Source organism: Guopingia tenuis, from assembly GCF_014384805.1.
In the GTDB taxonomy this organism is placed as follows: Bacteria; Bacillota; Clostridia; order Christensenellales; family Christensenellaceae; genus Guopingia; species Guopingia tenuis.
The window spans coordinates 734,831-760,088 of sequence record NZ_JACRSS010000001.1 but is presented as its reverse complement, the minus strand read 5'-3'; the positions used below and the strand labels follow the sequence as shown (position 1 = coordinate 760,088).

The 25,258-nt window shown below is 53.7% G+C and carries 28 protein-coding genes; 22 read left to right on the top strand and 6 right to left on the bottom strand.

Annotated features, from left to right (window positions below; translation table 11 throughout):
- Positions 1 to 19 precede the first annotated feature (19 nt).
- The gene (locus H8693_RS03675) at positions 20 to 628 is read left to right on the top strand and encodes a hypothetical protein (RefSeq protein ID WP_249279826.1); all 609 of its coding nucleotides are present in this window, start codon (positions 20 to 22) and stop codon (positions 626 to 628) included.
- An 80-nt stretch (positions 629 to 708) separates the two neighbouring features.
- On the opposite strand, the gene H8693_RS03670 is transcribed toward H8693_RS03675, so the two are convergent.
- Complete coding sequence (locus tag H8693_RS03670; RefSeq protein WP_249279825.1) at positions 709 to 1,089, bottom strand: DUF4363 family protein; 381 nt, start codon at positions 1,087 to 1,089, stop codon at positions 709 to 711.
- On the bottom strand, positions 1,090 to 1,800 hold the full coding sequence (locus H8693_RS03665; protein ID WP_178620773.1) for a DUF421 domain-containing protein: 711 nt from the start codon (positions 1,798 to 1,800) through the stop codon (positions 1,090 to 1,092).
- Between the two features lie 464 nt (positions 1,801 to 2,264).
- On the opposite strand from H8693_RS03665, the gene H8693_RS03660 reads away from it, so the two are divergent.
- The 5 genes from H8693_RS03660 to H8693_RS03640 all read left to right on the top strand — a co-directional run bounded on the left by H8693_RS03660 (position 2,265) and on the right by H8693_RS03640 (position 6,900).
- Complete coding sequence (locus H8693_RS03660; RefSeq protein ID WP_249279824.1) at positions 2,265 to 2,951, top strand: response regulator transcription factor; 687 nt, start codon at positions 2,265 to 2,267, stop codon at positions 2,949 to 2,951.
- Positions 2,948 to 4,408 carry a sensor histidine kinase gene (locus H8693_RS03655; RefSeq protein ID WP_249279823.1) on the top strand — a complete coding sequence of 487 codons (1,461 nt, stop codon included), beginning with the start codon at positions 2,948 to 2,950 and terminating at the stop codon, positions 4,406 to 4,408. Before H8693_RS03660 ends, H8693_RS03655 begins: the two co-directional genes overlap by 4 nt.
- Before the next feature lies 1 nt (position 4,409).
- Positions 4,410 to 5,495 (top strand): hypothetical protein, encoded by a 1,086-nt coding sequence (locus H8693_RS03650; RefSeq protein WP_249279822.1) that lies wholly within the window; start codon positions 4,410 to 4,412, stop codon positions 5,493 to 5,495.
- 62 nt (positions 5,496 to 5,557) lie between these two features.
- Positions 5,558 to 6,517, top strand: a complete 960-nt coding sequence (locus H8693_RS03645; protein WP_249279821.1) for a hypothetical protein — start codon at positions 5,558 to 5,560, stop codon at positions 6,515 to 6,517.
- Between the two features lie 8 nt (positions 6,518 to 6,525).
- Positions 6,526 to 6,900 (top strand): hypothetical protein, encoded by a 375-nt coding sequence (locus tag H8693_RS03640; RefSeq protein ID WP_249279820.1) that lies wholly within the window; start codon positions 6,526 to 6,528, stop codon positions 6,898 to 6,900.
- On the opposite strand, the gene H8693_RS03635 is transcribed toward H8693_RS03640, so the two are convergent.
- Positions 6,886 to 7,095: a hypothetical protein gene (locus H8693_RS03635; RefSeq protein ID WP_249279819.1), complete on the bottom strand. Its 210-nt coding sequence runs from the start codon at positions 7,093 to 7,095 to the stop codon at positions 6,886 to 6,888. The genes H8693_RS03640 and H8693_RS03635 overlap by 15 nt on opposite strands.
- Before the next feature lie 518 nt (positions 7,096 to 7,613).
- On the opposite strand from H8693_RS03635, the gene H8693_RS03630 reads away from it, so the two are divergent.
- From H8693_RS03630 to H8693_RS03580, 11 genes are all read left to right on the top strand, one after another.
- Positions 7,614 to 8,696 (top strand): SpoIIE family protein phosphatase, encoded by a 1,083-nt coding sequence (locus H8693_RS03630; RefSeq protein ID WP_249279818.1) that lies wholly within the window; start codon positions 7,614 to 7,616, stop codon positions 8,694 to 8,696.
- A 193-nt stretch (positions 8,697 to 8,889) separates the two neighbouring features.
- On the top strand, positions 8,890 to 9,735 hold the full coding sequence (cdaA, locus tag H8693_RS03625) for a diadenylate cyclase CdaA (RefSeq protein WP_249279817.1): 846 nt from the start codon (positions 8,890 to 8,892) through the stop codon (positions 9,733 to 9,735).
- A complete protein-coding gene (locus tag H8693_RS03620) occupies positions 9,732 to 10,988 on the top strand; it encodes a CdaR family protein (protein ID WP_178618227.1) in 1,257 nt (418 codons plus the stop codon). Before cdaA ends, H8693_RS03620 begins: the two co-directional genes overlap by 4 nt.
- 87 nt (positions 10,989 to 11,075) lie before the next feature.
- A complete protein-coding gene (locus tag H8693_RS03615; protein WP_249279816.1) occupies positions 11,076 to 12,671 on the top strand; it encodes an NAD(P)/FAD-dependent oxidoreductase in 1,596 nt (531 codons plus the stop codon).
- Positions 12,668 to 12,943 carry a 4Fe-4S binding protein gene (locus H8693_RS03610; protein WP_249279815.1) on the top strand — a complete coding sequence of 92 codons (276 nt, stop codon included), beginning with the start codon at positions 12,668 to 12,670 and terminating at the stop codon, positions 12,941 to 12,943. Before H8693_RS03615 ends, H8693_RS03610 begins: the two co-directional genes overlap by 4 nt.
- Entirely contained in the window at positions 12,933 to 13,622 is a 690-nt protein-coding gene (locus H8693_RS03605) for a nucleotide-binding protein (protein WP_178618232.1), read from the top strand. Before H8693_RS03610 ends, H8693_RS03605 begins: the two co-directional genes overlap by 11 nt.
- Before the next feature lie 303 nt (positions 13,623 to 13,925).
- On the top strand, positions 13,926 to 14,132 hold the full coding sequence (locus tag H8693_RS03600; RefSeq protein ID WP_249279814.1) for a 4Fe-4S binding protein: 207 nt from the start codon (positions 13,926 to 13,928) through the stop codon (positions 14,130 to 14,132).
- Positions 14,133 to 14,180: 48 nt separating this feature from the next.
- The gene (locus H8693_RS03595; RefSeq protein WP_249279813.1) at positions 14,181 to 15,239 is read left to right on the top strand and encodes a 3-methyl-2-oxobutanoate dehydrogenase subunit VorB; all 1,059 of its coding nucleotides are present in this window, start codon (positions 14,181 to 14,183) and stop codon (positions 15,237 to 15,239) included.
- A gap of 3 nt (positions 15,240 to 15,242) precedes the next feature.
- Entirely contained in the window at positions 15,243 to 15,980 is a 738-nt protein-coding gene (locus H8693_RS03590) for a thiamine pyrophosphate-dependent enzyme (protein WP_249279812.1), read from the top strand.
- Positions 15,981 to 15,982: 2 nt separating this feature from the next.
- Positions 15,983 to 16,519, top strand: coding sequence for a 2-oxoacid:acceptor oxidoreductase family protein (locus tag H8693_RS03585; protein WP_249279811.1), 537 nt, complete (start codon positions 15,983 to 15,985; stop codon positions 16,517 to 16,519).
- Between the two features lie 179 nt (positions 16,520 to 16,698).
- Positions 16,699 to 16,851, top strand: a complete 153-nt coding sequence (locus H8693_RS03580) for a hypothetical protein (RefSeq protein ID WP_178620247.1) — start codon at positions 16,699 to 16,701, stop codon at positions 16,849 to 16,851.
- Between the two features lie 162 nt (positions 16,852 to 17,013).
- On the opposite strand, the gene rpmB is transcribed toward H8693_RS03580, so the two are convergent.
- Positions 17,014 to 17,205, bottom strand: a complete 192-nt coding sequence (gene rpmB, locus H8693_RS03575) for a 50S ribosomal protein L28 (protein WP_178620249.1) — start codon at positions 17,203 to 17,205, stop codon at positions 17,014 to 17,016.
- Between the two features lie 201 nt (positions 17,206 to 17,406).
- Here rpmB and H8693_RS03570 point away from each other — a divergent pair, with 201 nt between their 5' ends.
- Entirely contained in the window at positions 17,407 to 18,084 is a 678-nt protein-coding gene (locus H8693_RS03570; RefSeq protein WP_249279810.1) for a YjjG family noncanonical pyrimidine nucleotidase, read from the top strand.
- 423 nt (positions 18,085 to 18,507) lie between these two features.
- On the opposite strand, the gene H8693_RS03565 is transcribed toward H8693_RS03570, so the two are convergent.
- The gene (locus tag H8693_RS03565) at positions 18,508 to 19,017 is read right to left on the bottom strand and encodes a helix-turn-helix domain-containing protein (protein ID WP_249279809.1); all 510 of its coding nucleotides are present in this window, start codon (positions 19,015 to 19,017) and stop codon (positions 18,508 to 18,510) included.
- 355 nt (positions 19,018 to 19,372) lie between these two features.
- On the opposite strand from H8693_RS03565, the gene H8693_RS03560 reads away from it, so the two are divergent.
- From H8693_RS03560 to H8693_RS03550, 3 genes are all read left to right on the top strand, one after another.
- Positions 19,373 to 19,732, top strand: a complete 360-nt coding sequence (locus tag H8693_RS03560; RefSeq protein WP_249279808.1) for an Asp23/Gls24 family envelope stress response protein — start codon at positions 19,373 to 19,375, stop codon at positions 19,730 to 19,732.
- Positions 19,733 to 19,754: 22 nt separating this feature from the next.
- The gene (locus H8693_RS03555) at positions 19,755 to 21,395 is read left to right on the top strand and encodes a DAK2 domain-containing protein (RefSeq protein ID WP_249279807.1); all 1,641 of its coding nucleotides are present in this window, start codon (positions 19,755 to 19,757) and stop codon (positions 21,393 to 21,395) included.
- 64 nt (positions 21,396 to 21,459) lie between these two features.
- Positions 21,460 to 23,463 (top strand): ATP-dependent DNA helicase RecG, encoded by a 2,004-nt coding sequence (locus H8693_RS03550; protein ID WP_249279806.1) that lies wholly within the window; start codon positions 21,460 to 21,462, stop codon positions 23,461 to 23,463.
- Between the two features lie 574 nt (positions 23,464 to 24,037).
- On the opposite strand, the gene H8693_RS03545 is transcribed toward H8693_RS03550, so the two are convergent.
- Positions 24,038 to 24,244 (bottom strand): (2Fe-2S)-binding protein, encoded by a 207-nt coding sequence (locus tag H8693_RS03545; RefSeq protein ID WP_249279805.1) that lies wholly within the window; start codon positions 24,242 to 24,244, stop codon positions 24,038 to 24,040.
- 163 nt (positions 24,245 to 24,407) lie between these two features.
- Here H8693_RS03545 and H8693_RS03540 point away from each other — a divergent pair, with 163 nt between their 5' ends.
- Entirely contained in the window at positions 24,408 to 25,247 is an 840-nt protein-coding gene (locus H8693_RS03540) for a hypothetical protein (RefSeq protein WP_249279804.1), read from the top strand.
- The last annotated feature ends 11 nt before the right edge of the window (positions 25,248 to 25,258 follow it).

The window sequence follows — 25,258 nt, the reverse complement described above, 5'->3', positions numbered from 1 at the left end:
AGAAACGAGGGAAAATGGGATGAAACGAGGGATATGCCTGCTTTTGGCGGCGGTTCTGCTGGGAGGGCTGCTTTTCGGGTGTTCGGATACAAAATCCATTGCAGCGCCGGGAGAAAAGAGAGACCCGACATATACGCTTTCGGGCGACACCATTCGGATGGACTGCGGGAGCTTTACCCTGGAGTATCCGTCAACCCTTAGCGAGAATGTCAAAGAAGGGACCATCGTTTCCGACCAGGTATTTTTGGATATTGCCGTTCCGGTGAACGACAGCCTGGTCAGCTCCAGCCTGAGCGTTCTCCGCAGCGACGAAATGAAGGGAAGCCGCGTCTCGGATATCACAGAAGAGCAGGCCCAGGCATATGCCCAGGCGGCAGCGGAGAGTTTTGGGCAGCAGGAGGCCAAAAATGTTGCGCTGGAGCGGCAGAACATCGGCAGCCGGGAAATGGCAGTGGTGACCTATCAGGTGGATTTCACTAACGACGCCCAGGAGATCTATGCCATCTATTGCAGGCAGTTTATCCTCCCCATGGATGACTGCGGCTATGTGTTCCTGCTGGCCTATATTGACGAGACGGAAAATGAAATTCTGGACGGCGTCATGGACAGCCTGACTCTGTCGAAATGACCGTTTGTCCCCTCCCCGGCCCACCGGCCGGTTTTTTTATGCCGGCAAAGGGGCTCAGGGCTTGGGGGATGGGCGGCATGCTATAGAATATTTTCCAGACAGACCCGGTCGGTGTTGGGAATGTGCTCCAGATAGTATTGGAGCCGGGCGGACGTGACAAAAAAGTCGTCCCGGTCGTCTGTATCCACAAGGGCCGCCAGCCCCAGCATCTCCGCTTTGATGTTATCGATCTCTTCGTGCTGCAGAAGTGAAGAGAGGGCGGCCTGGGCCTGGTCCCAGCTGGCTGTCAGCTCCTCCATCCGTGAGCGGGCCGCGGAATGGTCGCCTGCCGTAAAAGCCTCTTCCACGGCGGCCACCTGGGAAGAGAGGGAGGCGAAAGTCTCCTCTAAATAGGCATTTTGGAGAAGAGCGCCGAGAATGAGCAGGATGAACATGGCAAAAATCATGATTTTTTTCAGCATTTAGATTCCTCCTGTGGGCAGCTTGAGGGATTTCACATTTTCGTCCCGATCCTGGATAAATACATCGCCGGTATCCGAGAGGGTGAAGATAAACACCCTGCGGTAATCATTAAACCCCATGGTATGCAAAAACTTGACGACCTTTTTTTCGTCGGCATGCAGCCGCTGCATGCCCTGCTCATGGAACTTTCCATCCAGGATCAGGGCCGAGCACATGGTTTCTTCGTGGATATCAAGGGCCATGTCGTTGGGAGTGACGGGACAGAAGGCGGCATAGGGCAGAACGCTCAGCTGCCCGTTGGTCTCCAGAATGGCATAATGGATGTTGGCGATATTCGTATTCCCCGAGATACGCAGCTGTTCGGTCAGATCGTTTAAGCTGTATCCGATTTTCCGGATCTCACGCACCAGCAGCTTGCCGTTATGAATCAGGATGTTGGGTTTGCCGCAGAGCAGCAGGCGGACATGTTTGCTTTTCAGGCAGAGAAAGGAAAAAAAATAATAGATCAGGAGCAGGGTGATGGCAGGGACCAGGCCATATAAAAGAGGCGTTCCCGGGCTGTCCATGGGCGTGGAGGCCACTTCGGCAATGATGAGCGTGATAACCAGTTCATAGGGCTGAAGCTGCCCCGCCTGCTTTTTGCCCATCAGCCGCATGGAAAAAACGATGAGAACATAGACGATAACTGTTTTAATAATGATGTTAAACAAACCCTTTTGCTCCTCACTTCCCGGATTTTGGATGCGATTCCACATTCCTATTCTGGCAGAAGCAGAAAAAAATATGCGGAAAATCAAAATCGATATATATTGATAGAAAAAATGATAAAAACAAAGAAATAGAGATTTAATTTAAAATAAAACAGAATTTAATAGAATAATGAATAATAATGACGGATTTTGCAAGAATCAATGGATTGCATTGCTCTATGGATTCGAGTACAATATCACCGTAGGTTGCGATAAGTAACCTGCAAAGTCAATCCCCACCCTTTTATTTTTTTGGCAGCCGCTTGAGCGATCAGGCGGCTGTTCCTTTTAAAAAAACAAGAACCGACGGATATAGCAACATATTTGTTACAACGCTCCCCGAGGAAATATGCTATAATTTCAAAAGAAAGGGCGCGTTTTCCCAAAGGGAAAAAAACGGCGGCCCGGTATGACGGAGAGGACTTATGGCTAATATACTGCTGATTGAAGATGAGCGCGCTATCGCGGAGCTCTTGAAATATGGATTGGAAAAAGAGGGTTTCACGGCGCAGATGGCGCTGACAGGCAAAGAAGGGCTTTCAAAGATCGAGGCGGCCCCGCCGGATGTGATCCTGCTGGACCTTATGCTTCCGGATATGGATGGGCTGGATATCTGCCGGTTTGTGACGGGCGAGAAGAATATTCCCATCATTATCCTTTCCGCCAGAAACGACCAGGTGGATAAGCTGATCGGCCTGGAATACGGCGCTGACGACTATGTCACCAAGCCCTTTGACATCCGGGAGGTCATCCTGCGGGTCAAATCCATCCTGCGGCGCATCGAGCGGACCCGGGGCGGGGAGAACGAGGGAGGAACGCTGCGGGTGGCGGATACCGTCATGGATCTGGGGAGGCATGAGGTCTATAAAGGAGAACGGAGGGTCGAACTGACGCCCAAGGAGTTTGCCCTGCTGGAAATTCTGATGCGCAGTCCCGGCCGCGTGTTCACAAGAAGCGAGCTTTTGGAAAAGGTCTGGGAATTTGAATATATGGGAGATACGCGGACGGTCGATATCCATATCCAGCGCCTCCGGAAAAAATTGCAGGACGACCGCTTTATCCGCACGGTTTTCGGCGTGGGATATAAAGTGGCAGAGGAAGAAGCCCAGTGAGAATTGGCCTTGTCAAAAAAATGCTGCTGTGGTATGCGGCAATCATCCTTCCGGCCTTCCTGCTGCTGCAATTCGTCGTGTCGGGGGTTATCGGTTCCAACAACGAAAAGAGCATTCGGCAGAACCTTCTGGAATACCGCAACAGCTGCGAAACCTATGTGGCACGGGCCCTTCTCAGTCAGAGTCGGTCGGCAAATGAGGAGAATTTCCGGATTTTTGCCCGGCAGAGTGCCGGGGATCTGCGGACGATTTTTGGCCGGGATCTGGAAATGTATTCGCCTGGCGGTGAGTTGATCTATAGCTCGGTTCACGGAAATGTGGATGCGTCTGCCCAGGATCTGCAATATGCTCTGGAAGGGAAAAACGCATTTTCGATTGTGAATGGCGAAAAGAAAATGGTGTATCTCTCTTTTCCCATTGAAATTTCTGAGAAGACCATCGGCATCATGCGCATTGTGGGCGACTATACCCCGCTCTTTGAAAACGGGGAATACATCAGCCGGATTGTGGCAGGAAGCTCGGCGGGCATTTTTCTGGTGGTACTCATTCTCTTTTTGGTGATCAATGCCAACATTATCGCTCCGATCCGCGGCCTTCGCCGCTCGATTGTCACCATGCAGGAGAACCCGGAAAGGCTGTCCCTGCTGCCTGTGACGCGCAAGGATGAAATCGGGGAATTGACGGAATCCTATAACGCCATGGCGGCCACCATCCGCGACCAGTTCGCCATTATCCAGCGGGAAAAGGCAAATCTGCGCCGGATGCTGGAATACAGAAAGGATTTTTATGACCGGGTCACCCATGAGCTGAAGACCCCGCTGACCATCATCCTGGGATATGCGGAGATGATGGAGCAGACTGGAATGGAGGACACGGAGTTTAACGCACGCGGACTGAAGGAGATCATTGGAGAGACGCGGCGGCTTAAGGATATGGTGGAAACATTGCTGGAAATCTCCCGGGAGACGGGAAAACCAGAGCAGCCGCTGGCGCCTGTGGACGTGAGCGGTCTGCTGATGCGCATTGCCCAGTCCATGAAGATCCGCGCCCGCCGCTATGGAGCGGAGATTCTTCTGGATCTGCCAAGGGAAGCTATGGTAATGGGAGAGGAAGAAAAACTCCGGCAGCTTTTTGTGAATTTGCTGGATAATGCCATGAAATACGGCGTGCCTCATGAACCTATTCATGTCCGGGTTCGTCTGGAGAAAAAGGCTGTAGTGGTGCGGATATGCAACGCCGTAGACGATTCGGTGAATATGGCGGAGATTCAAAAGTTCTTTCTGCCCTTTTACCGGCAGAAGGAGGCCCAGCGAGAGCGGGGCTCTGTGGGCCTGGGGCTGACCATCTGCCGCAACATCATGGACCTGCACCAGGGAGAGATGGAGGCTTTTTTGGAGGAAGGCCGCTTGTGCTTTCAAATGACCTTTTTGAATCATTCGAATGAGGAGGGCCAATAATATGAAAACCATAAAGGCTGCCCGGGTTTTCGCTGCCGGGCTGATGCTTCTAGCATTAACCGCCTGCAATTCGCCGCAGGTGCGGACGGTGGTTGTGGAAGAAACGATGGATGCTGGGCGGATGGAAGTAGAAAACGTTTACGATAATGAGGAAAAGGCGGATAAGGGATATCGGCGGTATCTGGGATTCAGCAACACCAATGCGCTGGTCGTGTTGGAAAAGAAGGAACAGAAAACCAGTCTCCAGCTCATGGATTACAAAACCGGAAAGATGCAGAGCGTTATGCCGGCGGGAGCTTTTGGGGAAATATCCGGGGCTTCTCTCCTCAATGCCGGGCGGGATGTACTGATCGAGGCCGTGCGCGGGGATTCCACGGATATTGGCGTCATGAATCTGGCAAGCCGCCGGGTGCGTTGGGTGGCGTCTTATAAAACCCAGGATATTTTAACCTATGGGAGTGCGGCTAAGGGGCAGGGAAAGCCTGCCTATGTCGTGCGGGAAGGGGATTCCCTGCTTCTTTGCGTTCTGGAACCGGAGGACTTGACTTTTGAGACGTTGGATCTACGCAGCGCGATTCCCGCCTATGTCCAGCCGTATCTGGAAAATGCCAGTGTCGAATCGGCCTTTCTCATGGGCGAGAGGCAACTGGTGGCGCTGGTGAGCGATGGAACTAGAGCCTATGTGTTGCTGAAAAACCTGGAGGAAGAGGTGGAGCCTGTGATTTTGGGAATTTCCGCCCGAAAGGTATCGGCCGGCAGCGAAAAGATATACTATATCAATGAAGAAGGCAGTCTGTGCTCCTTTGACCTGGCGACTAACACACAGAGCACAATTGCGGCGCATGTGGAGGATTTTTGCCTGAGCCAGAGCAGCGGAAGGCTGGCATATTCGGTTCGGGAGGGTACGGCCGTGCGGATTTTCATGCGGGATGTGTTCAAGGGAAGAGGCATCCTTGTGGATATCCGGGCGGATGTCCGCGGCTTTCTTCTGAATACCGAGGGAAATAAAATATGGATTCAGCATGCGGAGACGTCGAAAACCGGGAAACGGACGCAGATGACGACGGTGCTGGAATTCGCAGAATAGGAGTCGGATCTTTGAAGTACTGGAACGAACATGGACAAAAATGCAGGGGCATGAGGGGACGAATGCGGTCCCTCATGCTTTTTATCCTTTTTCTGCCGGCCCTGCTGGCGGGATGCGCCCGGGAAGAGACGGATCTCTATGCCGTCTCCGAAGAATTTATCGGCCTGCTCTGGAACGTGGACTACCGGGAATTCCGTGCAGACGAAACAACAGAATTTGCTAAAAAATACTATGAAAGCGCATATCTCGAGGATTATTTACAGGATGCGGAGGAAAACGCGGGCGTAAACGCGGCGAAAAGTGACGAACTTATTTCCCGGGCATTATGGTGTGAGGACGCGGGGACTCGGGAAGAATCCATCGATGGGCAGGCGTATACCATTCAGCAGGTACGGGCAAGGATCCAGATTCAGCATTTCCAGCCCGAGGACCCTTCGATGAGCTTCTTTGAAGAGGGCATGGAGACGACGCTTCTCTATAACGTTTATTTTATGGAGGATGAGGGCGTTCTGCGCATTGCGGGATATGACTTCTCGCCGGAGGGGGAGGAATTCCTCCCGGCAGGCGAAAAAGAGGAGCTTTCCCAGGAAGGGCGGACGGCAATTTCCAATATTGCCCGGCAATATTTGCTGATCCGGTATAATATCCCGGTCGATGCGTCATTTGTTGACACGCAGTGGGCTTTTTATAGCCAATATACGGCGCCGGATTTTCTCGAAAGAGACGGAATCAGCCGGGAATCTCTGGAAACCCTGCTGGAGGAGTGGCAGGACCATGGCGTTCGCGTTTCTTTGGAGGAGAGCACGATTGAGGTCGGCCGGCAGAAAAAATATGCGAGCGTCGGGGAAGAGCGGGGCTTCTATTATTGGGCAGAGCTCGACTATACCTATCGAATCGAGGCGGACGAAGCCTATTTTGCCGCCATGGATATCGGTGAACGGAATACAGTGAAGGAGATCTTATATTTTGAGGAGACAGAGTCCGGCGGATACCGGATTGTGGGCGCTGACTACTCAGACTAGGCTGCGATATGAAAACGATACGGAATATTGTAATCATTGTGGTTGTTTTGCTGATTTTTGTGTTTTTCTTTGCGGGAAAGGGAATTTTTGACGATATTCTTCCCATTTTGCAGATGAAAGGCGCCGTCCTTCTGGCGGTGGGAAACACGGAACAGGTAGACAACGGCGAATACGGTTTTATGGTAAAAAAAGGCGAAGAAAACCGCTTTATCGAGGCGATGCAGGCCAGAGGATACCAGCTGATGGATGAAAAGCTCGGCATCTATACCTTTCAAAAGGATGGCGGGAAAGCCGTCTATAAAGCGGAGGACTTTTTGGGCTGTTTAAATTTCAAGGAGATGCGGGAAGATGCACCGGATGCGCAGGCATCAGCCGCGCAGTAGGCCGATGAGATAATAGAGGCCTGCGACGAGGGCCATGAAGGCGATGGTGGAGAGAATAGCGGTTACAAGACCCTTGCGGTTGACGGGGGCCGCGTCTTCCGGATTCTCCTTTACTTCCTGGAGCACTGTTTTGCATTTGGCGCAGAATTCCGCTTCATCGGAATATTTTACCTTGCAGATGGGGCAAATCTTCATAAAATCGAAACCTTCTTTCCCTAAATCGATGGTTGTTATGGGCAAATAGTATCATATTTTACTGTGAAAAGCAAAAAAAAGTGAACATTTTCGCTTGGCTCTATATGAAAATACACAAATGATGATATAATACTATTAATAAAAAGATGGAATTTCGTAAAAATATAATATCTTTACAATTATATTGTATTTTATTGGTGAAATGCTGCGTTATTCCATATACCCTATCAATGTTGGCAGCAACGGAAAGGAGCATCTGTTTGATGGAAGGTATGAAAAAATATGAAGACCTGCACTCAACAATTATACAAGTAAGAAATGAACTGGAGATAGAGAGGGCTAAGCTGGAAAATTATGTGGAAGAGTGTATGAAAAGCAACAGGCATCTGGCCGACGATCCAAAGGTGCTCCAGCAGAATGAAGTGGTTGACCGGCTGGTGGTGCAGGAACACAAGCTGCGTGAAATGCTGGAAAACGAAAAATAGGCAGGATTCGACAAATTATGAGGACGACGCATCATGGAAACGACAGTTGAAAACAAAGAATATTTTTCCACGATTATAGACGCTATGACGGACCTGATCCGCGTCGTCGATGAAGAGGGAAGAATCCTCATGATTAACGCTGCCATGCAGGAGGTCGCGGGGAGCTGCCTGGGAAAGCAGTGCTTTGAGTGCCTGGGGGAATCCTCCCCCTGCCCGGACTGCGTCCGTGAAGGCGTGCTCCAAAGCGGCCGGATCGCCCGCGCAGAGAGAACCATCCGCGGGCGATGCTATTCCCTGACAGCGGCGCCCGTGAAAGACGGCGGCGGGAATACCCGCGCCGTAGTGGAGGTGTTCCGGGATATCTCAGATATGGCAAACCTGCGCAACCGCCTGGTCACGGCCAATGCGAAGATGGTGCAGGATCTTTCCATGGCCCGGACGCTGCAAAAATCCATGATGCGGCGCCGGCTGCCCGACCTTCCGGGATATCGTTTTTACCGCGGTTTCTATCCCTGTGAGGCCGTGGGGGGCGATGCTATCGACTGTTTGCGCATGCCGGACGGGCGCGTGCTGTTTTATGTTGCGGACGTCAGCGGCCATGGCGTGCATGCGGCGATGCTGACGGTGTTTGTCCAGCAGGAGGTTTCCTTTTTGAGCCGGGAACCGGGCATCACGCTGCCGGTTCTGGCGGAAAAGCTGACCCAATCCTTTTTAGAGCTGAATACCGATGAGAGCGCCTATATCACGGCGTTTTTTGTGATTTTAGACGGCGAAAAGGAAACCATTACCTATATGAATGCGGGGCACAGCGCGGTTCCCTATCTGTATCAAAAAGGCGAGATGACCGAGCTGTTCCTTCCGGGGACGCCCATCTGCCGCTGGGATGACAAACCGGGCGGGGAGCTTTCTCAGGCATCCTTTACGTCAGGGGACCGCCTGATTCTGTATTCCGACGGCATGATAGGGGTTCACCAGGCGGAGCAGCCGCTGCAGCGGCTGAAAACCGAGTTTTCCCGGGAGCCTTTCGATGGCAGGGAGGTCATTGCCGCCGCCAAACGGGACCGGGGCAGGAACCTTTCGGACGACCTCGCTATTTTTATCTGTGAACACCTGTAAACCGGCAATTTGCCGGTTTTTTTGATGTAAAAAAATGCGGCGGAGAAAAAACCCTGTTTGGTTTTTTAAAAAAGTGTAGTATAATATAACTAAGAGCAGGGGATTTGCCGCCCCGAAGGGCGGAGAAAGCCCGCTTTGGTCTTGAAAATGCGGGAACCGGCATGACGGCGCCTGTCTGGCGAGGAGTACGAACTTGCAGGAATTTTTTGAAGTCATTAAAAACAGCATACTCCAATTTACCTGGCTGGATATCCTGGATGTCCTGCTGGTGGCGACGCTGATCTATGGCCTTTTAAAAATCACCAGCCATACCCGCGCCATGCAGGTTTTGAAGGGGCTTGGCATTATCATCGTTCTGGCCCAGTTCTGTGAGCTGATCGGCCTGTCTGCCGTCACCTGGCTTTTGAATTATGTCATCAACGCCGGGGCCGTTTTCCTGGTGATTCTCTTTCAGCCTGAGCTGCGCCGGGGCCTGGAAAAGATCGGCCGGGGCAAAATATTTGATATCGCCCAGCTGGGCGGCAGCGAAAACGGCGACGAAGTCAAGCTCATTGAGGAAATTGAGCGGGCGGTTTTGAATATGTCCATCCGCAAAATCGGCGCGCTGATGGTATTTGAGAGAAAGACCGGGCTTCGGGATGTGATTGAAAGCGGGACCACGCTGGACGCGAAAATTTCCAGCGAACTGATTGAAAACGTCTTTTTTCCCAACTCCCCCATGCACGACGGCGCCATGATTCTGAAAAACGATAAGGTAGTTGCGGCGGGATGCTTTTTGCCGCTGAGCGACAATAAACAGATTTCTTCCGAGCTGGGAACCCGGCACCGTGCCGCCCTGGGTATTTCCGAGATATCCGACAGCATCGTCCTCATCGTTTCCGAGGAAACCGGGGTGATCTCCAAAGCCCATGAGGGCACGATCACCCGCTATATCGACCGGAAGGCCCTTCGGGAGATTTTGACGGATATCTTCCTGGGGAGCAAGGAGAAGTCCGTGTCCATCGGGACGCGCATCAAGAGGAAGGTGACGCGCAAATGAGACGATTCTTTTCTGCTATTGGAAATTCCTTCCGAAACAATTTGCTTTTGAAGATCATGTCCGTCATCTTTGCCTTCATTATCTGGAGCTATGTGATGGCGGCGGAAAACCCTGTGCGGGAGATCACCGTAAAAGATGTGAAGGTGACCTATATCGGCACGGAAGAACTGGTGGCGAAGGATCTCACTATCAGCAAGGACGATTTGATCGAATCGGTGGATGTGAGCATTATGGCGGGGCAGAACTCCCATAAAAACATCACCAACCAGACCGTTCGGGCGACGGTGGATTTTTCCGAAATCAGCGCCCGGGGGGAAGCAAAGCTAAAGGTAAACGTAACCGTTGGGATTGCGGATGCCACGGTGCGCTCGGTTTCCCAGGAGGAGGTCAGCGTCTATGTGGATGACCTGGTGCAACGGGAGGTGCCGGTGCGGTGTGTGCTGCAGGGAGAAGCTAAGGAGGGCTATTATGTGGCCGAGCCTGTGCTCTCGGCGGACAGCGTGATGATTACCGGCCCGCGGGAAAAGGTGGAAAGCGTGGCGGAGGCCGTCTGCTATATTCCCATCAGTGATTTGGAAGAAAGCGTGAAGTCAAGCTATATACTGACGCTCTTTGATGAGGCCGGGGCGCAGGTGAGCATCAACGAGCTGAATGCGTCGGTGCCTTCGGTGATTGCGGAAGTGGAAGTGCTCCATAAAAAGACCGTGCCCGTGGATACGGCCGGTGCCATTGCCTCCATCACCAACGTGAAGGAGGGCTATGTAGTCACGGATGTGGCCATTACGCCCAGCACTGTGGATATCGTAGGGAGCGAAGAAGCCTTAAGTCAGGTTTCCTCGGTTTCCATCAAGCCGCTGGACGCGCAGGGACTGGACCGCAGTTCCTTCCTGGAGGGAGAGCTGCAGGAGATCAAGGATGTGCAGATTCTTTCGGGCACAACCGTCTCGGTATACCCCCAGATCGAGGAAAAACAGGCCTCCAAGAGCTTTTCCAACGTTTCCATCAATCTGGATAACCTGGCAAGCGGCTATACTGCAACCCTTTCGGACAGCCGGACAGATGTGACGATCTCTGGGGGAGAATCCATTGTGAGCGGTATTACGAAACGGAATATCCGGGCTTATGTCGAGCTGGCGGATGCGGAGCCGGGGACGTATGTCCTGCCGGTGAAGCTGGATCCCATCACTAATATCAACACAAGCGATGTGGTGCTTTCCGTCCCGACGGTAACCGTGACTGTCCGGGAAAAATAACAGTAAAAAACAGGGGGCGCGGGGAGAAAAGGCCGTCATGCGGCAATTCTTTCCATACGCCCTCTTTTGGTTTTACAGGGGAATTATATGTTGACATTTATCTTGCGTGAACTCTCTTTGGCGCTGGATGAGCCGATGGAGCGCCTCCGAGAAAAAGCGGCGAAAAAACTGGGAATTTCCGCCGGGGAGCTGAGAGGCATGAAAATTCTGCGGGAATCCCTGGATGCCCGCCGGGGGCGGGAACCGCGGTTTCGTTATGCGGTGGAGGCGAGCGTGGGAGATATCCTGGGGGCGGCTTTGCTGCGCCGGGGCTGGGAGCCTGCGCCCCGGTCTGTGCGGGAACCGCTGAAACCAGGCAGCCGCCCGGTGCGGGGGCGTGTCGTCGTCATAGGGTTCGGGCCCTGCGGCATTTTTGCGGCTCTCACGCTGGCAAAGCAGGGATACCGGCCGCTGGTATTGGAGCGCGGCCCCTCCATGGCGGCGCGGGAGCGGGATTTTGCCCGCCTGCAGGAGGAAGGGATTCTGAATCCCGAGGGGAACGTCTGTTTTGGAGAGGGAGGCGCCGGCGCGTTTTCCGACGGCAAGCTCACCGCCCGCAGTAAGGACCCCCGGGTGTCGGATGTGATGGAAACCCTTGTCGCCCACGGAGCCGATCCTTTCATTCCCTATGCGGCGCGGCCGCATCTGGGGACGGAAAATGTCCGGAAAATCGTTTGCAGCATTCGGGAAGAGATAATCCGCCTGGGCGGAGAGATCCAATTTGACGCGAAATGCCGGGAAATTGCATTGGAAAACGGCGAGATCGCATCGGTAATATATGAGCAGAGGGGGACGCGCTGCCGCGTGGAGACCAACTGTGTCATTCTGGCGATCGGGCACAGCGCCCGGGATACCTATTCCATGCTGCTGGATCGGGGAATTGCCATGGAGCAGAAGCCCTTTGCCATGGGCGTGCGGGTGGAGCACCCCCGGGAGTTTATTGACGAGAGGCAGTTTGGCCGGTGGGCCGGGCATCCCCGGCTGGGAGCCGCCAGCTATCAGCTTGCCGCCGCATCCGGCGGGCGCGGAGTATATAGCTTTTGCATGTGTCCCGGGGGCGAGGTGGTCTGTTCGGCCACCGAGCCGGGACGGACGGCGGTCAACGGCATGAGCTATCATGCCCGGGATGCGAAGAATTCCAACAGCGCCATTGTGGCGGCCGTGGGGACCGGGGATATGGAAAGCGGCCCTCTGGGGGGCATTGCCCTGCAGCGGCGGCTGGAGGAAGCGGCCTATCAAATGGCAGGCGGATATGGCGCCCCGGTGCAGCGGTTTTCGGATTTTGCCGCCGGACGGGTCAGCCGGGGCCTGAAGGGAAGCGAAAGCAGCTACCGCCCCTATGTTGTGCCCGGCGATTTAAACGCCTGCCTGCCCGACACGCTTGCTCAGGCAATCCGGGAGGGATTCGGGGATTTTGACCGGAAAATTCCCGGTTTTGCAGAAAAAGGGCTGTTGGTGGGCGTGGAGACGCGGACGTCGTCGCCTGTGCGCATTCTCCGGGAGGCCGATGGGAGCGCCCCAGGGACGCAGGGCCTGTATCCGGCCGGGGAAGGCGCCGGCTATGCCGGGGGAATTGTGTCGGCGGCAGTGGATGGCATCCGGGCGGCGGAAGCGGTGATCCGGCGGTTTGGGAGGAAACCATGAAAACAAGACGGGTGCTCTTTTGGGATGCGGCAGTCTGCGAAAGGTGCGGCCGCTGCGCCAGGGTTTGTCCCTTTGGAGCATTGAAAATAGAGAAGGGGACGCTATATTGGAAAGGGACAGCCTGCCACACGGCCTGCAGCGCCTGCACGCTGGCCTGTCCCAAAGAGGCCCTCAATCTGGAAGAGGCGGCCTGCGGCGGATGCCGGGGCTGCAGCGGAAACTGCGGCGGATGCACGCAGCGGGAACATTGCGGAGGACAGCATGAAACTTAAAAAATTTATCATTATTGCGGGAAACTATGGCAGCGGAAAGACGGAAATATCCCTGAATCTGGCGCTGGCGGCGGCCCGGGAGGGCAAGCGGACGATGCTGCTCGATATGGATATCGTCAACCCCTATTTCCGTTCGTCGGTAAAAGAGGAGGAGCTGGAGGCCGAGGGTATCCGGGTGGTTAAGCCCTGTTTCGCCAACACGACGGTGGATGTGCCGTCTCTCCCGGCGGAGATTTATTCTCCCTTTGACCTGCCTCTGGACCGGGCGATTTTCGATGCCGGAGGCGATCCGGTGGGGGCGTCCGCCCTGGGGCAGCTGCATGAAAAATTTGCCGCTCACGAGAGCGAGACCGAGTTTCTCTATATTATCAATGCCATGCGGCCGATGCAGGGAAACAGCGACGAAATCATCGGGATGCTCCGGGAGATTGAAGAGGCCAGCAAGGTCCGGGTTACGGGGCTTGTCAACAACACGAATCTGGCGGCCCAGACGGCGGTGGAAACGGTGATAGAGGGGCAGAGAATATTGGAAGAGGTGTCGGCCAAAACCGGGATTCCCCAAAAGGGAGTGGCGGTGCGTGAGGATCTCGCGGTTCAGGCGGCTGGGCTGCTGCCGGGAAAAGAGATTTTTCCGGTGCGGATATTCCTGCGGCCGGATTGGCTGGATGAAACGGAATAACAGGGAAACAGTGGCACTGCATGAAAAAACTGTGAATAAACATAAAGAAAAGGTAAATATTTATACCATAAAAAATTTGACGCAACGTGGGGAACTGTGCTATTCTATAGGATAAAGGAAGTCGGGGAAAACAGGGCGTCAAATTTTTGTACGCCGCGTTTTGCCGGATTTCTTATATACCTGGGCAAAAAGTCGCCGGCCTGCATGGGGCGGGGCGGTTTTTGGGGAAGACAGTGCGAAAAAGAAATATATCCCTTTTCCAAGGGGAGGAATATATCAAATTTATCTAGAGGGGGAAACGGTATGGCAAAGCTGACCATCAACGAAGACGCCTGCAAGGGCTGCGGTCTTTGCGTCGGTGCATGTCCCAAGAAGATTCTGGAACTGCACAAGGAAAAGATTAACGTAAAAGGGTATCACCCCATCACAATTCTTGATGAAGCGGCGTGCATTGGCTGCGCGTCCTGCGCACGGATGTGCCCGGATCTGGTGTTCACAGTTGAAAAATAATGGCGGCCGGGCGGAGAGCGTTCCGGCGTGCAGAAGGGAATCAAGCATATGGCGAAAAAATTAATGAAAGGCAGCGAAGCGATTGCAGAGGCGGCCATCCAGGCCGGCTGCAGATATTTCTTTGGGTATCCCATCACACCGCAAAATGAGGTGCCTGAATACATGAGCAGACGCATGCCGCAGGTAGACGGTTGTTTTTTACAGGCAGAGAGTGAAGTGGCGGCCATCAATATGGTCTATGGCGCGGCGGGCGCCGGCGCCCGCGTGATGACGTCCTCTTCCAGCCCGGGCATCAGCCTGAAGCAGGAGGGAATCAGCTATATCGCGTGCGCGGAGCTTCCCTGCGTTGTTGTAAATATCGTCCGCACGGGCCCCGGGCTCGGCGGCATCCAGCCCTCCCAGGGCGACTATTTCCAGGCCACCAAGGGCGGCGGCCACGGGGATTACCATCTGGTAGTCCTGGCGCCTTCCTCCATTCAGGAGGCGGCGGATATGGTCATGGAGGCTTTTGACATTGCAGATATGTACCGGAACCCGGTGATGATTCTGGGCGACGGCATGATCGGCCAGATGATGGAGCCGGTGGAGTTCCATCAGCCCCCCAAGCGGGAGATCCCGGAAAAGACATGGGCGGCAACCGGCTGGGATGGAACGCGGGAGCGCGCCATCATCAACTCCCTCTATATCGAACCGGAGGTGATGCAGGTGGTGTCCGACCGGCTGCAAAAGCGCTATGAACTCATCAAGCAAAACGAGACGAGAGTGGAAGAATATAAGATGGAAGATGCGGAATACTGCATCGCGGCCTATGGCACGACGGCGCGGGTCGCCAAAAGTGCGGTGAATAAAGCCCGGGAAATGGGCATCAAGGCCGGCATCATCCGTCCCAAAACGGTTTGGCCGTTCCCGAGCGAGGCCTTTTGTAAGGCGGCGGATCAGGTGAAGGGTTTCCTGACCGTGGAGATGAGCGCAGGCCAGATGGTGGAAGATGTCCGTCTGGCAGTAAACGGCAAAAAGCCGGTGGAATTCTATGGCGTGATGGGCGGTTTCCTGCCCACGCCCAATGCGATTCTCGAAAAGCTCATCCAGCTGAAGGAGGGGAAATAAGCGATGGCAGTGGTATTTGAAAAGACAAAAATGCTGACGGACGTTCCGTTCCACTATTGCCCGGGCTGCACCCATGGCATCGCCCATCGGCTGGTGGCGGAATGTATTGAAGAGATGGGCCTGCAGGACAAGGCCATCGGCGTGGCGCCGGTGGGCTGCGCCGTGTTTGCCTATAACTATTTTAACTGCGACATGATGGAAGCGGCCCATGGCCGTGCGCCGGCTGTGGCGACGGGGGCTAAGCGCGTCCATAAGGATAAGCTGGTCTTTACCTATCAGGGCGACGGCGACCTGGCGTCCATCGGTGCGGCTGAGATCGTCCATGCGGCGGGCCGCGGCGAGAAGATCTCCACGATCTTCATCAACAACGCAATTTATGGCATGACCGGCGGCCAGATGGCCCCCACGACGCTGGTGGGACAGGTGACGACGACCTCGCCCTATGGCCGGCAGAAGGAGCACTGCGGCTCCCCCCTGCGGATGTCGGAGATGCTGGCGACCATTGACGGCGCCTATTACATTGAGCGGGTTTCGCTCCATGACGTTCCGCATATCATCCAGGCGAAAAAGGCCATCAAAAAGGCATTTACCTATCAGATGGAGGGAAAGGGTTTCTCCATGGTGGAAATTCTCTCCACCTGTCCCACCAACTGGGGCATGACGCCCACGGGCGCTATCGAATGGCTGAAGGAAAATATGATTCCCTATTATCCTCTGGGCGTGAAAAAGGAGGGTGAATAATTATGCTGCATCAAATGATTAGCGCCGGTTTCGGCGGACAAGGCGTATTGCTGCTGGGGCAGCTTCTGGCCTATTCCGGCATGAATGAGGGCAAAAACGTATCCTGGCTGCCTTCCTATGGCCCGGAGATGCGCGGTGGTACGGCTAACTGCACGGTGATCATTTCGGATGAAGAGATTGGGTCGCCGGTGGTTGTGGATGCGGACTGCGTCGTGGCCATGAACCGTCCCTCTTTGGACAAATACGAAAACAACGTCGCTCCCGGCGGAAAGCTGTTCATCAACAGTTCTCTCATCGACCAGAAGGCGAAGCGGACGGATATCGAGGTATACTATATCCCCTGCAATGAGATTGCGGATCAGCTGGGCAATTCCCGGGTGGCCAACATCGTCATGCTGGGCGCCTATTTGAAAAAGACGGGTGTGGTTAAGCCCGAGACGCTCATTAAATGCCTGGAAGAGAAGCTGGGCAAGAAAAAGGCGCATCTGATTCCTATGAACGAGGAGGCCCTCAAAAAGGGCGCGGAATGCGTAGACTAAAAGGCAAATTAAAAAACGGCGGAAACCCGCCGTTTTTTTAATTGAGCACATATAAAACAGCAGAGTATGAAAAGCGAAATCCCCGCCGGCGGGCGAGGACTTTTATTGTGTCAAAACGCATATATTTGGAGTACTATAGAATAAGATGAAACAGCCGGGGAAAGGAGGGAGGAGATTTTATGGGCAGATTTCAAATGCGGCGGTGTATGGGAGCCATTCTGGCGGGACTGGGCGTTCTGCTGGTTCTGTTGTTTTTGCCGTTTTGGGTTTGGTCTGTGCTCATAGGAGCCGCTCTTCTCATCGTTGGCCTTCTGCTGCTTAGAAATTGCTGAAAAAGAAAACGAGGTGAGTTGATTTGAAGGTATATTGCGTGAAACCACCAAAGCTGATTCGGGGAATTCTCAAGATGTTTTTTAAATGCTAGGCCGGCGGGGCAGAAAAACGCAAAAAAATATCCGGCGCGGAAAGCAGCCGGATTTTTTATCGGTTCTGTGTTAGATAGAGCGTTCAACCATGCCGGAACGCAGGCAGCGAGTGCAGACATATTTTCTCATAGGAGTGCCATTTTCAACAACTCTTACTCTTTGCACATTCGGAGCCCATTTCCGCTTGGATTTTCTATGGGAGTGCGAAACGTTATTCCCGGAAACAACACCCTTTTTGCAAATCTCACAATATTTAGCCATATTTACACCTCCTTATGAGTGATTCGTTATCGTTACAACGAGATATATTTTAGCATCCCGGAGGAATATTTGCAAGTAGTATTCGCAAAAAATCCGAAAAAATCGGTGACAACCCCCTGTTTTTACGAAAAAAGAGACGCTGATATTGGAAAAATGCCGCCTGTCGTGTAAAATAAGGAAAACAGCGGAGGAAGGACGGCTATGCCAGTTTATGACGCGATATTCTTTGATGTGGACGATACGCTGCTGAGCTTTTCAAAGAGCAGCCGCCAGGCCTTTGCGGAGACCTTTGCCGCATTGGAGATTCCTTTGGAAGAAAGCGCCTACGCCTGCTTTCTGGAGATTGACCGCCGCCTTTGGACGCGGCAGAAGCGGGGCGAAATCACGGTCCGGCAGGTATTGGACCGGCGCTTTGGGCAATTGGCGGAGAGATTGGGAATAGAGCTGGCAGGCGACATGCAGGCTATATTTCAGGAAAAGCTGGCGCAGACGCATCAAACCGAGCCGGGCGTCCGGGAGATTTTGGCATATGCCGGGAAAATTTACCCTTTATATGCCGCATCTAACGGCATTTATGACATGCAGGTGCAACGGCTGAAGCTGGCGGGGCTGGAACCGTATTTTCAGGATATTTTTGTTTCAGATGCCCTGGGGGCGGAAAAGCCGCAGAGGGAATTTTTTGAGCAATGCCTGAGAGAAAGCGGCAAAAGGCGGAAGAGTACTTTGTGGATCGGAGACAGCCTGGAGGCGGATATAGCTGGGGCGGCGGCCGTTGGCCTGGATACCTGCTGGTATAACCCCCAGGGGCTTCCCGCGCCGGATGCGCCCTTTCCCAAATATATTGTCCGGAAGCTGGACGAATGCCGAAAATTGATTTAGAAAACCATAGATCCATTCGGAAAACCAGGCGCTGTGGAAGCGCCAGAGAAGAAATGTGACGAGCCGGCTTTCTTTTTAAAGGCTTCCCGCTGCCGGACAAATCATTCCTCATGAACTGCATCTATACACACGGTTCTGGCGTGATAGAGGTGCGACTATCCGATCTGCTCCGCAGTTTCGTGCGGTATTGCATGCAGCGCCGGCTCGCTGCGCTACGGATCGTCCCTTCGAGGCAGCCCTCCAGAATCCCAGGCCTTTCATCCCAACCTAATTTTTGCTTTTATGGCATAATAAGGCTCCCTCCATGTTGGACAGGGTATTCCCTGTCTCTCATAGAGGGAGCATACAAGCCTTGCTGCCGCCCCTTGATTGGCTTTGCAGGCGGGATATTAAAATCGATCTTGCCTCAAAAGCCGGCGGGGGTTACTTTTTCTTCCGTGTTAAGAAAATTCCAATGATGGCGCCGATTAGGATGATCGGCGCTGCTCTGACAAACAGCCATTCAAATGAGTGAAATGCCGTTCCAAGAACAGCGGTTTCGGGATCACTGTAATTCCATCCGAGGTAAGGACTATTCAATGCCAATACGGCTGCAAAAATTATTGCTATGACTGCACATAATGAAATTAGCAGCCAATGAATCATTTTTCTTTGCGTGGCTTTTCTTTGCGCCAGCTGCAAGTTTATCACCTCCAATTTTTCGGAAATGGCTTTTACGCCATCCACCTGCGTTTCCACAATCGTTTCCCCCAACAGCGTGCTTACAGGTGTTTCAAGCGCTTCTGAAATGGCGAGCAGCATATCAGAATCGGGAACGGACAGCCCCTGTTCCCATTTCGAGACTGTCTGCCGCACGACGTTCAGCTTGACAGCAAGCTCCTGCTGCGAGAGCCCTTTTGATTTTCGGATTGCTTTTATATTCTCGTTGAGCATTGGGGAAAGCCTCCTTTTTTCTATCGATACCATTATTGTAGGCGGAATTGTCCATTGCCACAAGCAACGCATTTTAACATTTTTAGAAAAGAGCAGAGTTTCCCCATTATTTCCCTGTCAAATTTTTCTTTATAACGCGGAATAATGAGCTGGGCGGGGCATATAGGGAGAAAAACCGCGGCGCATGGGCCAACTGTCGCGAAAAAAACAGATTGCAGAGTTTTTTTATTTCCTGCGGCACAAAAAGCTGTAAAAACGGATATTTTTTAATTTATTGTGAAAACAGGTTTAACGCACCTTGAAAAGTTCATAAAATACTATATAATGAAATTAACATAAAAAGGAGGCCAATAGGATGAGTGCGATTTTACAAACCAAACGTGGGAATATCACATACTCAGACGATTATATTGGAGCAATTGCGGGAATGGCCACCACCGAATGCTATGGGGTTGTGGGAATGTCGTCCAAAAAGATGACGGATGGATTCGTTGAGCTTTTGGGACGGGAGAACCTGCGCCGCGGTGTCCGGATTTTCACCGATCAGTCCAATACGCTTCGCATCGATCTCTATATCGTGGTGCAATATGGAATTTCCATTGCCGCCACATCCAACAGCATCATCGAGACAGTGCGGTATCATGTGGAAAAAGCTACGGGCCTGAACGTGCGGGAAGTTAACATAATTGTCAGCGGAATCCGCGTCCACAAGTAGGTAGCTAAGGAGGAGTCAGATTTTGACAGAGTATAAGATAGGGGCGCAGCTGTTCCGCGATATGGTCGTTGCCGCTGCGAACTATTTGGAGCATAACAAAAAGATGCTCAACGATTTAAACGTTTTTCCGGTTCCCGACGGCGATACCGGGACAAACATGCTTTTGACCCTGGTTTCTGCGGCGCGGGAGGTGAACGCCTGCCCGCTCACGGGCGTGGGCAAAGTGGCGGCGGCCCTGGGGGATGGGGCTTTGAAGGGCGCCCGGGGGAATTCCGGCGTCATCCTTTCCCAGATTTTCCGCGGCTTTTCCCAGAGCATTTCCAAGGATAAGGAATATATCTTTGCGGAGGATTTTGCGGCGGCCATGGAAAAGGGCGTGGAGGCGGCCTATAAAGCCGTGATGAAGCCCAAAGAGGGCACGATCCTGACGGTTGCCAAGGGCATGGCCAAGGAAGCGCGCAAACAGGTAGACAGCGGGGCAAACCTGCTGGCCCTCATCGATGCGGTGATCGAGGCGGGCACCAAAACGCTTAAAAAGACGCCGGAGCTTCTGCCCGTCTTGAAAGAAGCGGGTGTGGTCGACGCCGGCGGCGCAGGGCTGATCGTGATCTATAAGGGCTTTAAAATGGCCATCGATGGAGAGGAGATCCCCGCCGAACTGGATCTGAGCGTCCCCAATCAGGAGATCACCGCGGCTTCGGCCAAGGATGATATCAGCACGGCCAATATTGAATTTGGCTACTGCACGGAATTCTTCATCAAGCATATGAACAAAAACGTCACCGAAGAGACCATCGACAAGCTGCGGGAAAAGCTCTTGAGCATTGGCGACAGTCTGGTTGTAGTGGGCGATCCGGAGCTTGTGAAGGTGCATGTGCACACCAACGTCCCCGGCAAGGCGTTGCAATATGCCCTGCGCCTGGGGCAGCTTTCCAACATCAAAATCGATAATATGCGCGAACAGCACCGCTCTCTTTCGGGCATCGCGCCTGAGGAAAAGCCCAAAAAGCCGGTCGCCATTGTGGCGGTTTCGGCGGGAGAGGGCCTGGGTGCCATTTTCAAGGATTTCAAGGTGGATGAGCTGGTAAATGGGGGACAATCCATGAATCCCAGCGCCGAGGATATCAAGGAAGCCGTGGAAGCGGCACCTTCGGATCATGTGATCGTTTTGCCCAACAACAAGAACATCATTCTGGCGGCGGAACAGGCGGCTAAGCTGACTAAAAAAGAAGTGATCGTCATCCCCACCAAGACCTTCCCCCAGGGGCTGAGCGCGGTTCTGGCGTTTCGCGAGGAAGCCGAGCTTTCGGATATTGAAAAGGAGATGCGCGAAGCCATTCACAGCGTGAAATCCGCGCAGATCACCCATGCCGTCCGGGATACTAAGCTGGCAGGCGAGGAGATCAAAAAGGACGAAATTCTGGGGATCTTCGAGGGGGACATCGTCGCGCACGGAACGGATATGCATGAGACTGTGCAGGCGCTTTTGGAAAAAATGGTGGATGATGAGGATGCCGTCATTTCCTTCTATTTTGGCGAGGATGTCAAAGAGGCAGACGCCAAAGCCTTGAGCGAAGAGATGGAAGATCTGTTCGACGAATACGATGTTGAGGTATATAACGGCGGCCAGCCGGTATACGACTATATTATTTCTGTGGAATAATGCGAATATTTGCAAATGGGGCGGGCAGCGTTGCCCGTCCCATTTTTTTGAAAAAGAGGAACGCATGGATTGGAACGCGCCTTTGACCGCTCTTCCCAAGATTGGAGAAAAGACGGCCAAGCTTTTTAAAAAACTGGATATTGTCTGCGCGGGAGATCTGCTCTGGCATCTGCCTGCCTATTACCGCGATCTGCGCACCCCGGTACCCCTGCGGGAGATCCGGGAGGGAGAGGAAGTGCTCGTCCGCGGAAGGCTGACCACGCCGCCGCGATGGGGCCGCCGCCAGGGAAAATTCAGCGTATTTTCCTTTGAAGTGGCGGATGGGACAGGCGTGCTGCTGATTCATATTTTTAATTTGCCCTTTTTGTTTTCCCGCTATAAAACGGGGCAGGAATACTTTTTTTATGGAAAGCCCAAGGTGTTCCGCGACCGGATGCAGATGGACAATCCCCTGGCCTATCCGCCGGGGGAGACGCCGGGAATCCTGCCGTTTTATCCGCTGACGGCCGGCATTAGCCAGATTATGATGCGCCGGACGGTTGCGGCGGCGCTGCGGGAAGTACGCCCGCCCGAGACGTTCTCTGGGGGGCTGTGTGCGGCGGCAGACATTTCCGGCGATGGAGAGAGCTTTCGCCTCGTGCATGCGCCTCAAACTCCGGAGGAATATGAGCGGGGGCGGCGGAGCATGGTATACCGGGAGCTTCTCGTTTTTTCCCGGATGCTTGCCCTCATGGATAAGGGGGAGATTTCCCGGGAAGCCCTCCGTTTCCCGGAGAATATTGTGGAGGAATATGAAGCGCTCCTCCCCTTTGCCTGCACGGGAGCGCAGCGGCGGGTGATGGAGGAGATTGCCGGGGATTTGCGGGGGAAAACGCCCATGAACCGGCTGGTGGAAGGTGATGTGGGATCGGGCAAGACGGCAGTGGCGCTGTTTGCGGCCTATGCGGCGATGCAGGCGGGAAGGCAGACGGTTTTGATGGCTCCCACCGAACTGCTGGCCGGGCAGCATTTTGCCTTTGCCGAAAAAATCTTTGGCCGTCGGGCGGCTCTTCTGCGGGGGAGCTGCACAAAAGCTGAGCGGGAGGAGATCTTTGCACGGATCGCCGGGGGAGAAGTGCAGGTCCTGGTGGGGACGCATGCCGTCCTCTATCACGAACTGCCCTTCCCGGCGCTGGATCTGGTGATTACGGATGAACAGCATCGCTTTGGCGTGGGCCAGCGCGCGGCCCTCTTGCGGGGAAATCCGGCGGCCCATACGCTGATTCTCACGGCTACGCCCATCCCCAGAACTCTGAGCCTGGTGCTCTATGGAAAGGCAAAAATATCCCTTCTGGATGAGCTGCCTCCCGGGCGCAAGCCAGTGGCAACGCATATTGTTGGGCAGCAGAAGCGCCGGGATATGTATACATGGCTCAGAGGAAAGCTGAAGGAGGGGGAACAGGCCTATGTGGTCTGCCCGCTGGTGGAGCCCAGCGAGGGATTTTCGGCTCTTTCGGTGGAAGAAGTGCAAAGAGACCTCTCCCGGTTCTTCAGGGGTTTCGGCGTGGAGATGCTCCACGGGCGCATGAGCGGCGAGGAAAAACGGGAGATCATGGAGAGATTCCGCAGCGGCGCGACGCAGGTTCTGGTTTCCACGACGGTCATCGAGGTGGGAGTGGATGTGCCAAACGCCTCGATTATGATTGTGGAAAATGCCGACCGCTTTGGCCTGGCCCAGCTGCACCAGCTCCGCGGCCGCGTGGGGCGGGGAGATAAGGAATCCTTCTGCTATCTGGTTTCGGATGGGAGCGGCCTGGAACGGCTGCGCATTCTCAAGAGCACCAACGACGGTTTTGCCATTGCGGAGAAGGATTTGGAGCTTCGCGGCGGCGGGGAGCTGACGGGCCAGCGGCAGCATGGAAAAGGTTCGCTTCAGGTTTCAAATCTGGTGCGGGATGTGGATGTTCTTTTGGAGACGCGGGAGATGCTGGAGCGGATGCCGGAAGAATTCCCGGAGGATTATGCAAAGGCAACGCAGCTTGCCCTGGAAAAGATCCGGGAGGGCGATGCGCAGGTAGTGCTCAACTGAACAAACCCTGATCGAGGGAAAGAAACGGAAACAGGGCGGACGAAAACCGGGAGCGGAAAAAGACGCATGGCTGATGCGAAGATGCGTCTTTTTGTTTTCTTTTCTGAAAGAACGGCGCGGCGGAACAAGCTCCCCGATGAACCATAGGAAAATTTAGGGAAGAAATAATGAGCCATCCATAGAAGCCGGAAATGCGTCCAAAAAGAGAGCCGGAAAAACATATTCCCACGGGCATGGAAAAGAGAGGGCCCATCCGCAGGTTTTGGATTTTCGGCCGGTGCAAAGCGATTTTCCGTGCTCAAAACAGGTTACCAGGCCAGCGGTTCGCAGCCAGACACATTTTTTGCGGCGGATAGCGAGGGATATTCCAAACTTGCAGCCCATACTGTCAAAATCGAGTTTTCCGCGCTGAGGGCGGGATAGGCAGGCGAGAGCTTGTCTCCCGCCGCCTGCCGCAGCCCATCTTCTGTCCAAAGAGTTCCCTGCGGAGCTGAGATCTTCCCCATAAGGACAACAAAAAACGGCACCGCCGTTTTTGGCAATGCCGCTTTTTTACCTTTTGTTTGGGCAGGAATTAAACCATGCCATACATGAACTGCGAGATAATGTCAAAAATTTTATCGTGACATTTGCCGCAGCCTGTGGAGCAGCCGGTTTGACGCTGGACATCGGCAAAAGCATCCTCTACATCCTCAATACGCTTCGCGTGATGCAGAACCTGCTCAATATCCGCCAGCGAGACTTGTTTACAGTTACAGATGATCTGGTTTTCTCTGGACATTTTTAACCCTCCTTATAAACAGGCGAAATTTTCGCTCAAATCAGCCTCTATTTTGTCTTCAATATAGCATAGAAATAGAGGAGAGTCAAGGGAGCCCCTCCCCGGGGAACCTTTTGGTTTCTTTTAAAATATACTGATAAAAAGTGTTTTTTGGAGGCGGAATATGCAAAAAAGTACATTTGAAGCGCGCATTGTCCCGATGGAGAGAAAGAAAAACCGGAGGACGAGCGCCCATCCAGAGACACAAAAGAGAGAAGCCGCTCCCTTTGTCTGGGAGATCCGCGGCGCAGCTCCGGTTCTGGGAAGCGCGCCGGAAAAGCCGGCTGCGCAGGAACCGGGGGAGATGGCGGAAGAAACGATTCTGACGACGGCGCAGAGAAAAGCACCGGAAGAAGCTCCCGCTGTTTTACAGGAGCAGGCAGGTGCGGCTGAAGCGGATGCAGAGAAAGAAGAACCAAAGGTTCCGGTTTTTTCCATAGAAAAAGAGGCGGAACCGGCATTAGAGACGGCGGCCCCTCTCGATATAGCGGGAGCGGCACCCTCTGCAGAAGACAATCCCGATGCGGCGGAAGACCCGGCTGCCTATGAAAACAATGGGGTAGAGCGGGTGGAAACGGATAACGAGGAATTTGACCGGACGATATCCATGACATATGAGGAATTTTTGGCGGCCAACCCCAAAAGCGGCATGCTGCGGGTGCAGGCATTCGCCGGGAACCGCTCCGTCCCGGTTGAAAACGTCCGGGTAGCGGTCTCCAAGCAGTTTACCGACGGCCTGCACGAGTTCTATGTGGTCTATACCAACCAAAGCGGCATTGCCGACGATATGATCCTGCCGGCGCCCGACCGGCAGCTTTCCCAGCAGCCGGGAGACTGCTGCCCCTATGCGGATTATCAGGTCACTACCAGCAAAAATGGATTCCAGACCATGGTCTATATGGATGTTCCGGTCTATGACGGGATCAAGTCCATCCAGCCCGCACGGATGATTCCAGAGATGTGAGGGGGGAAGGC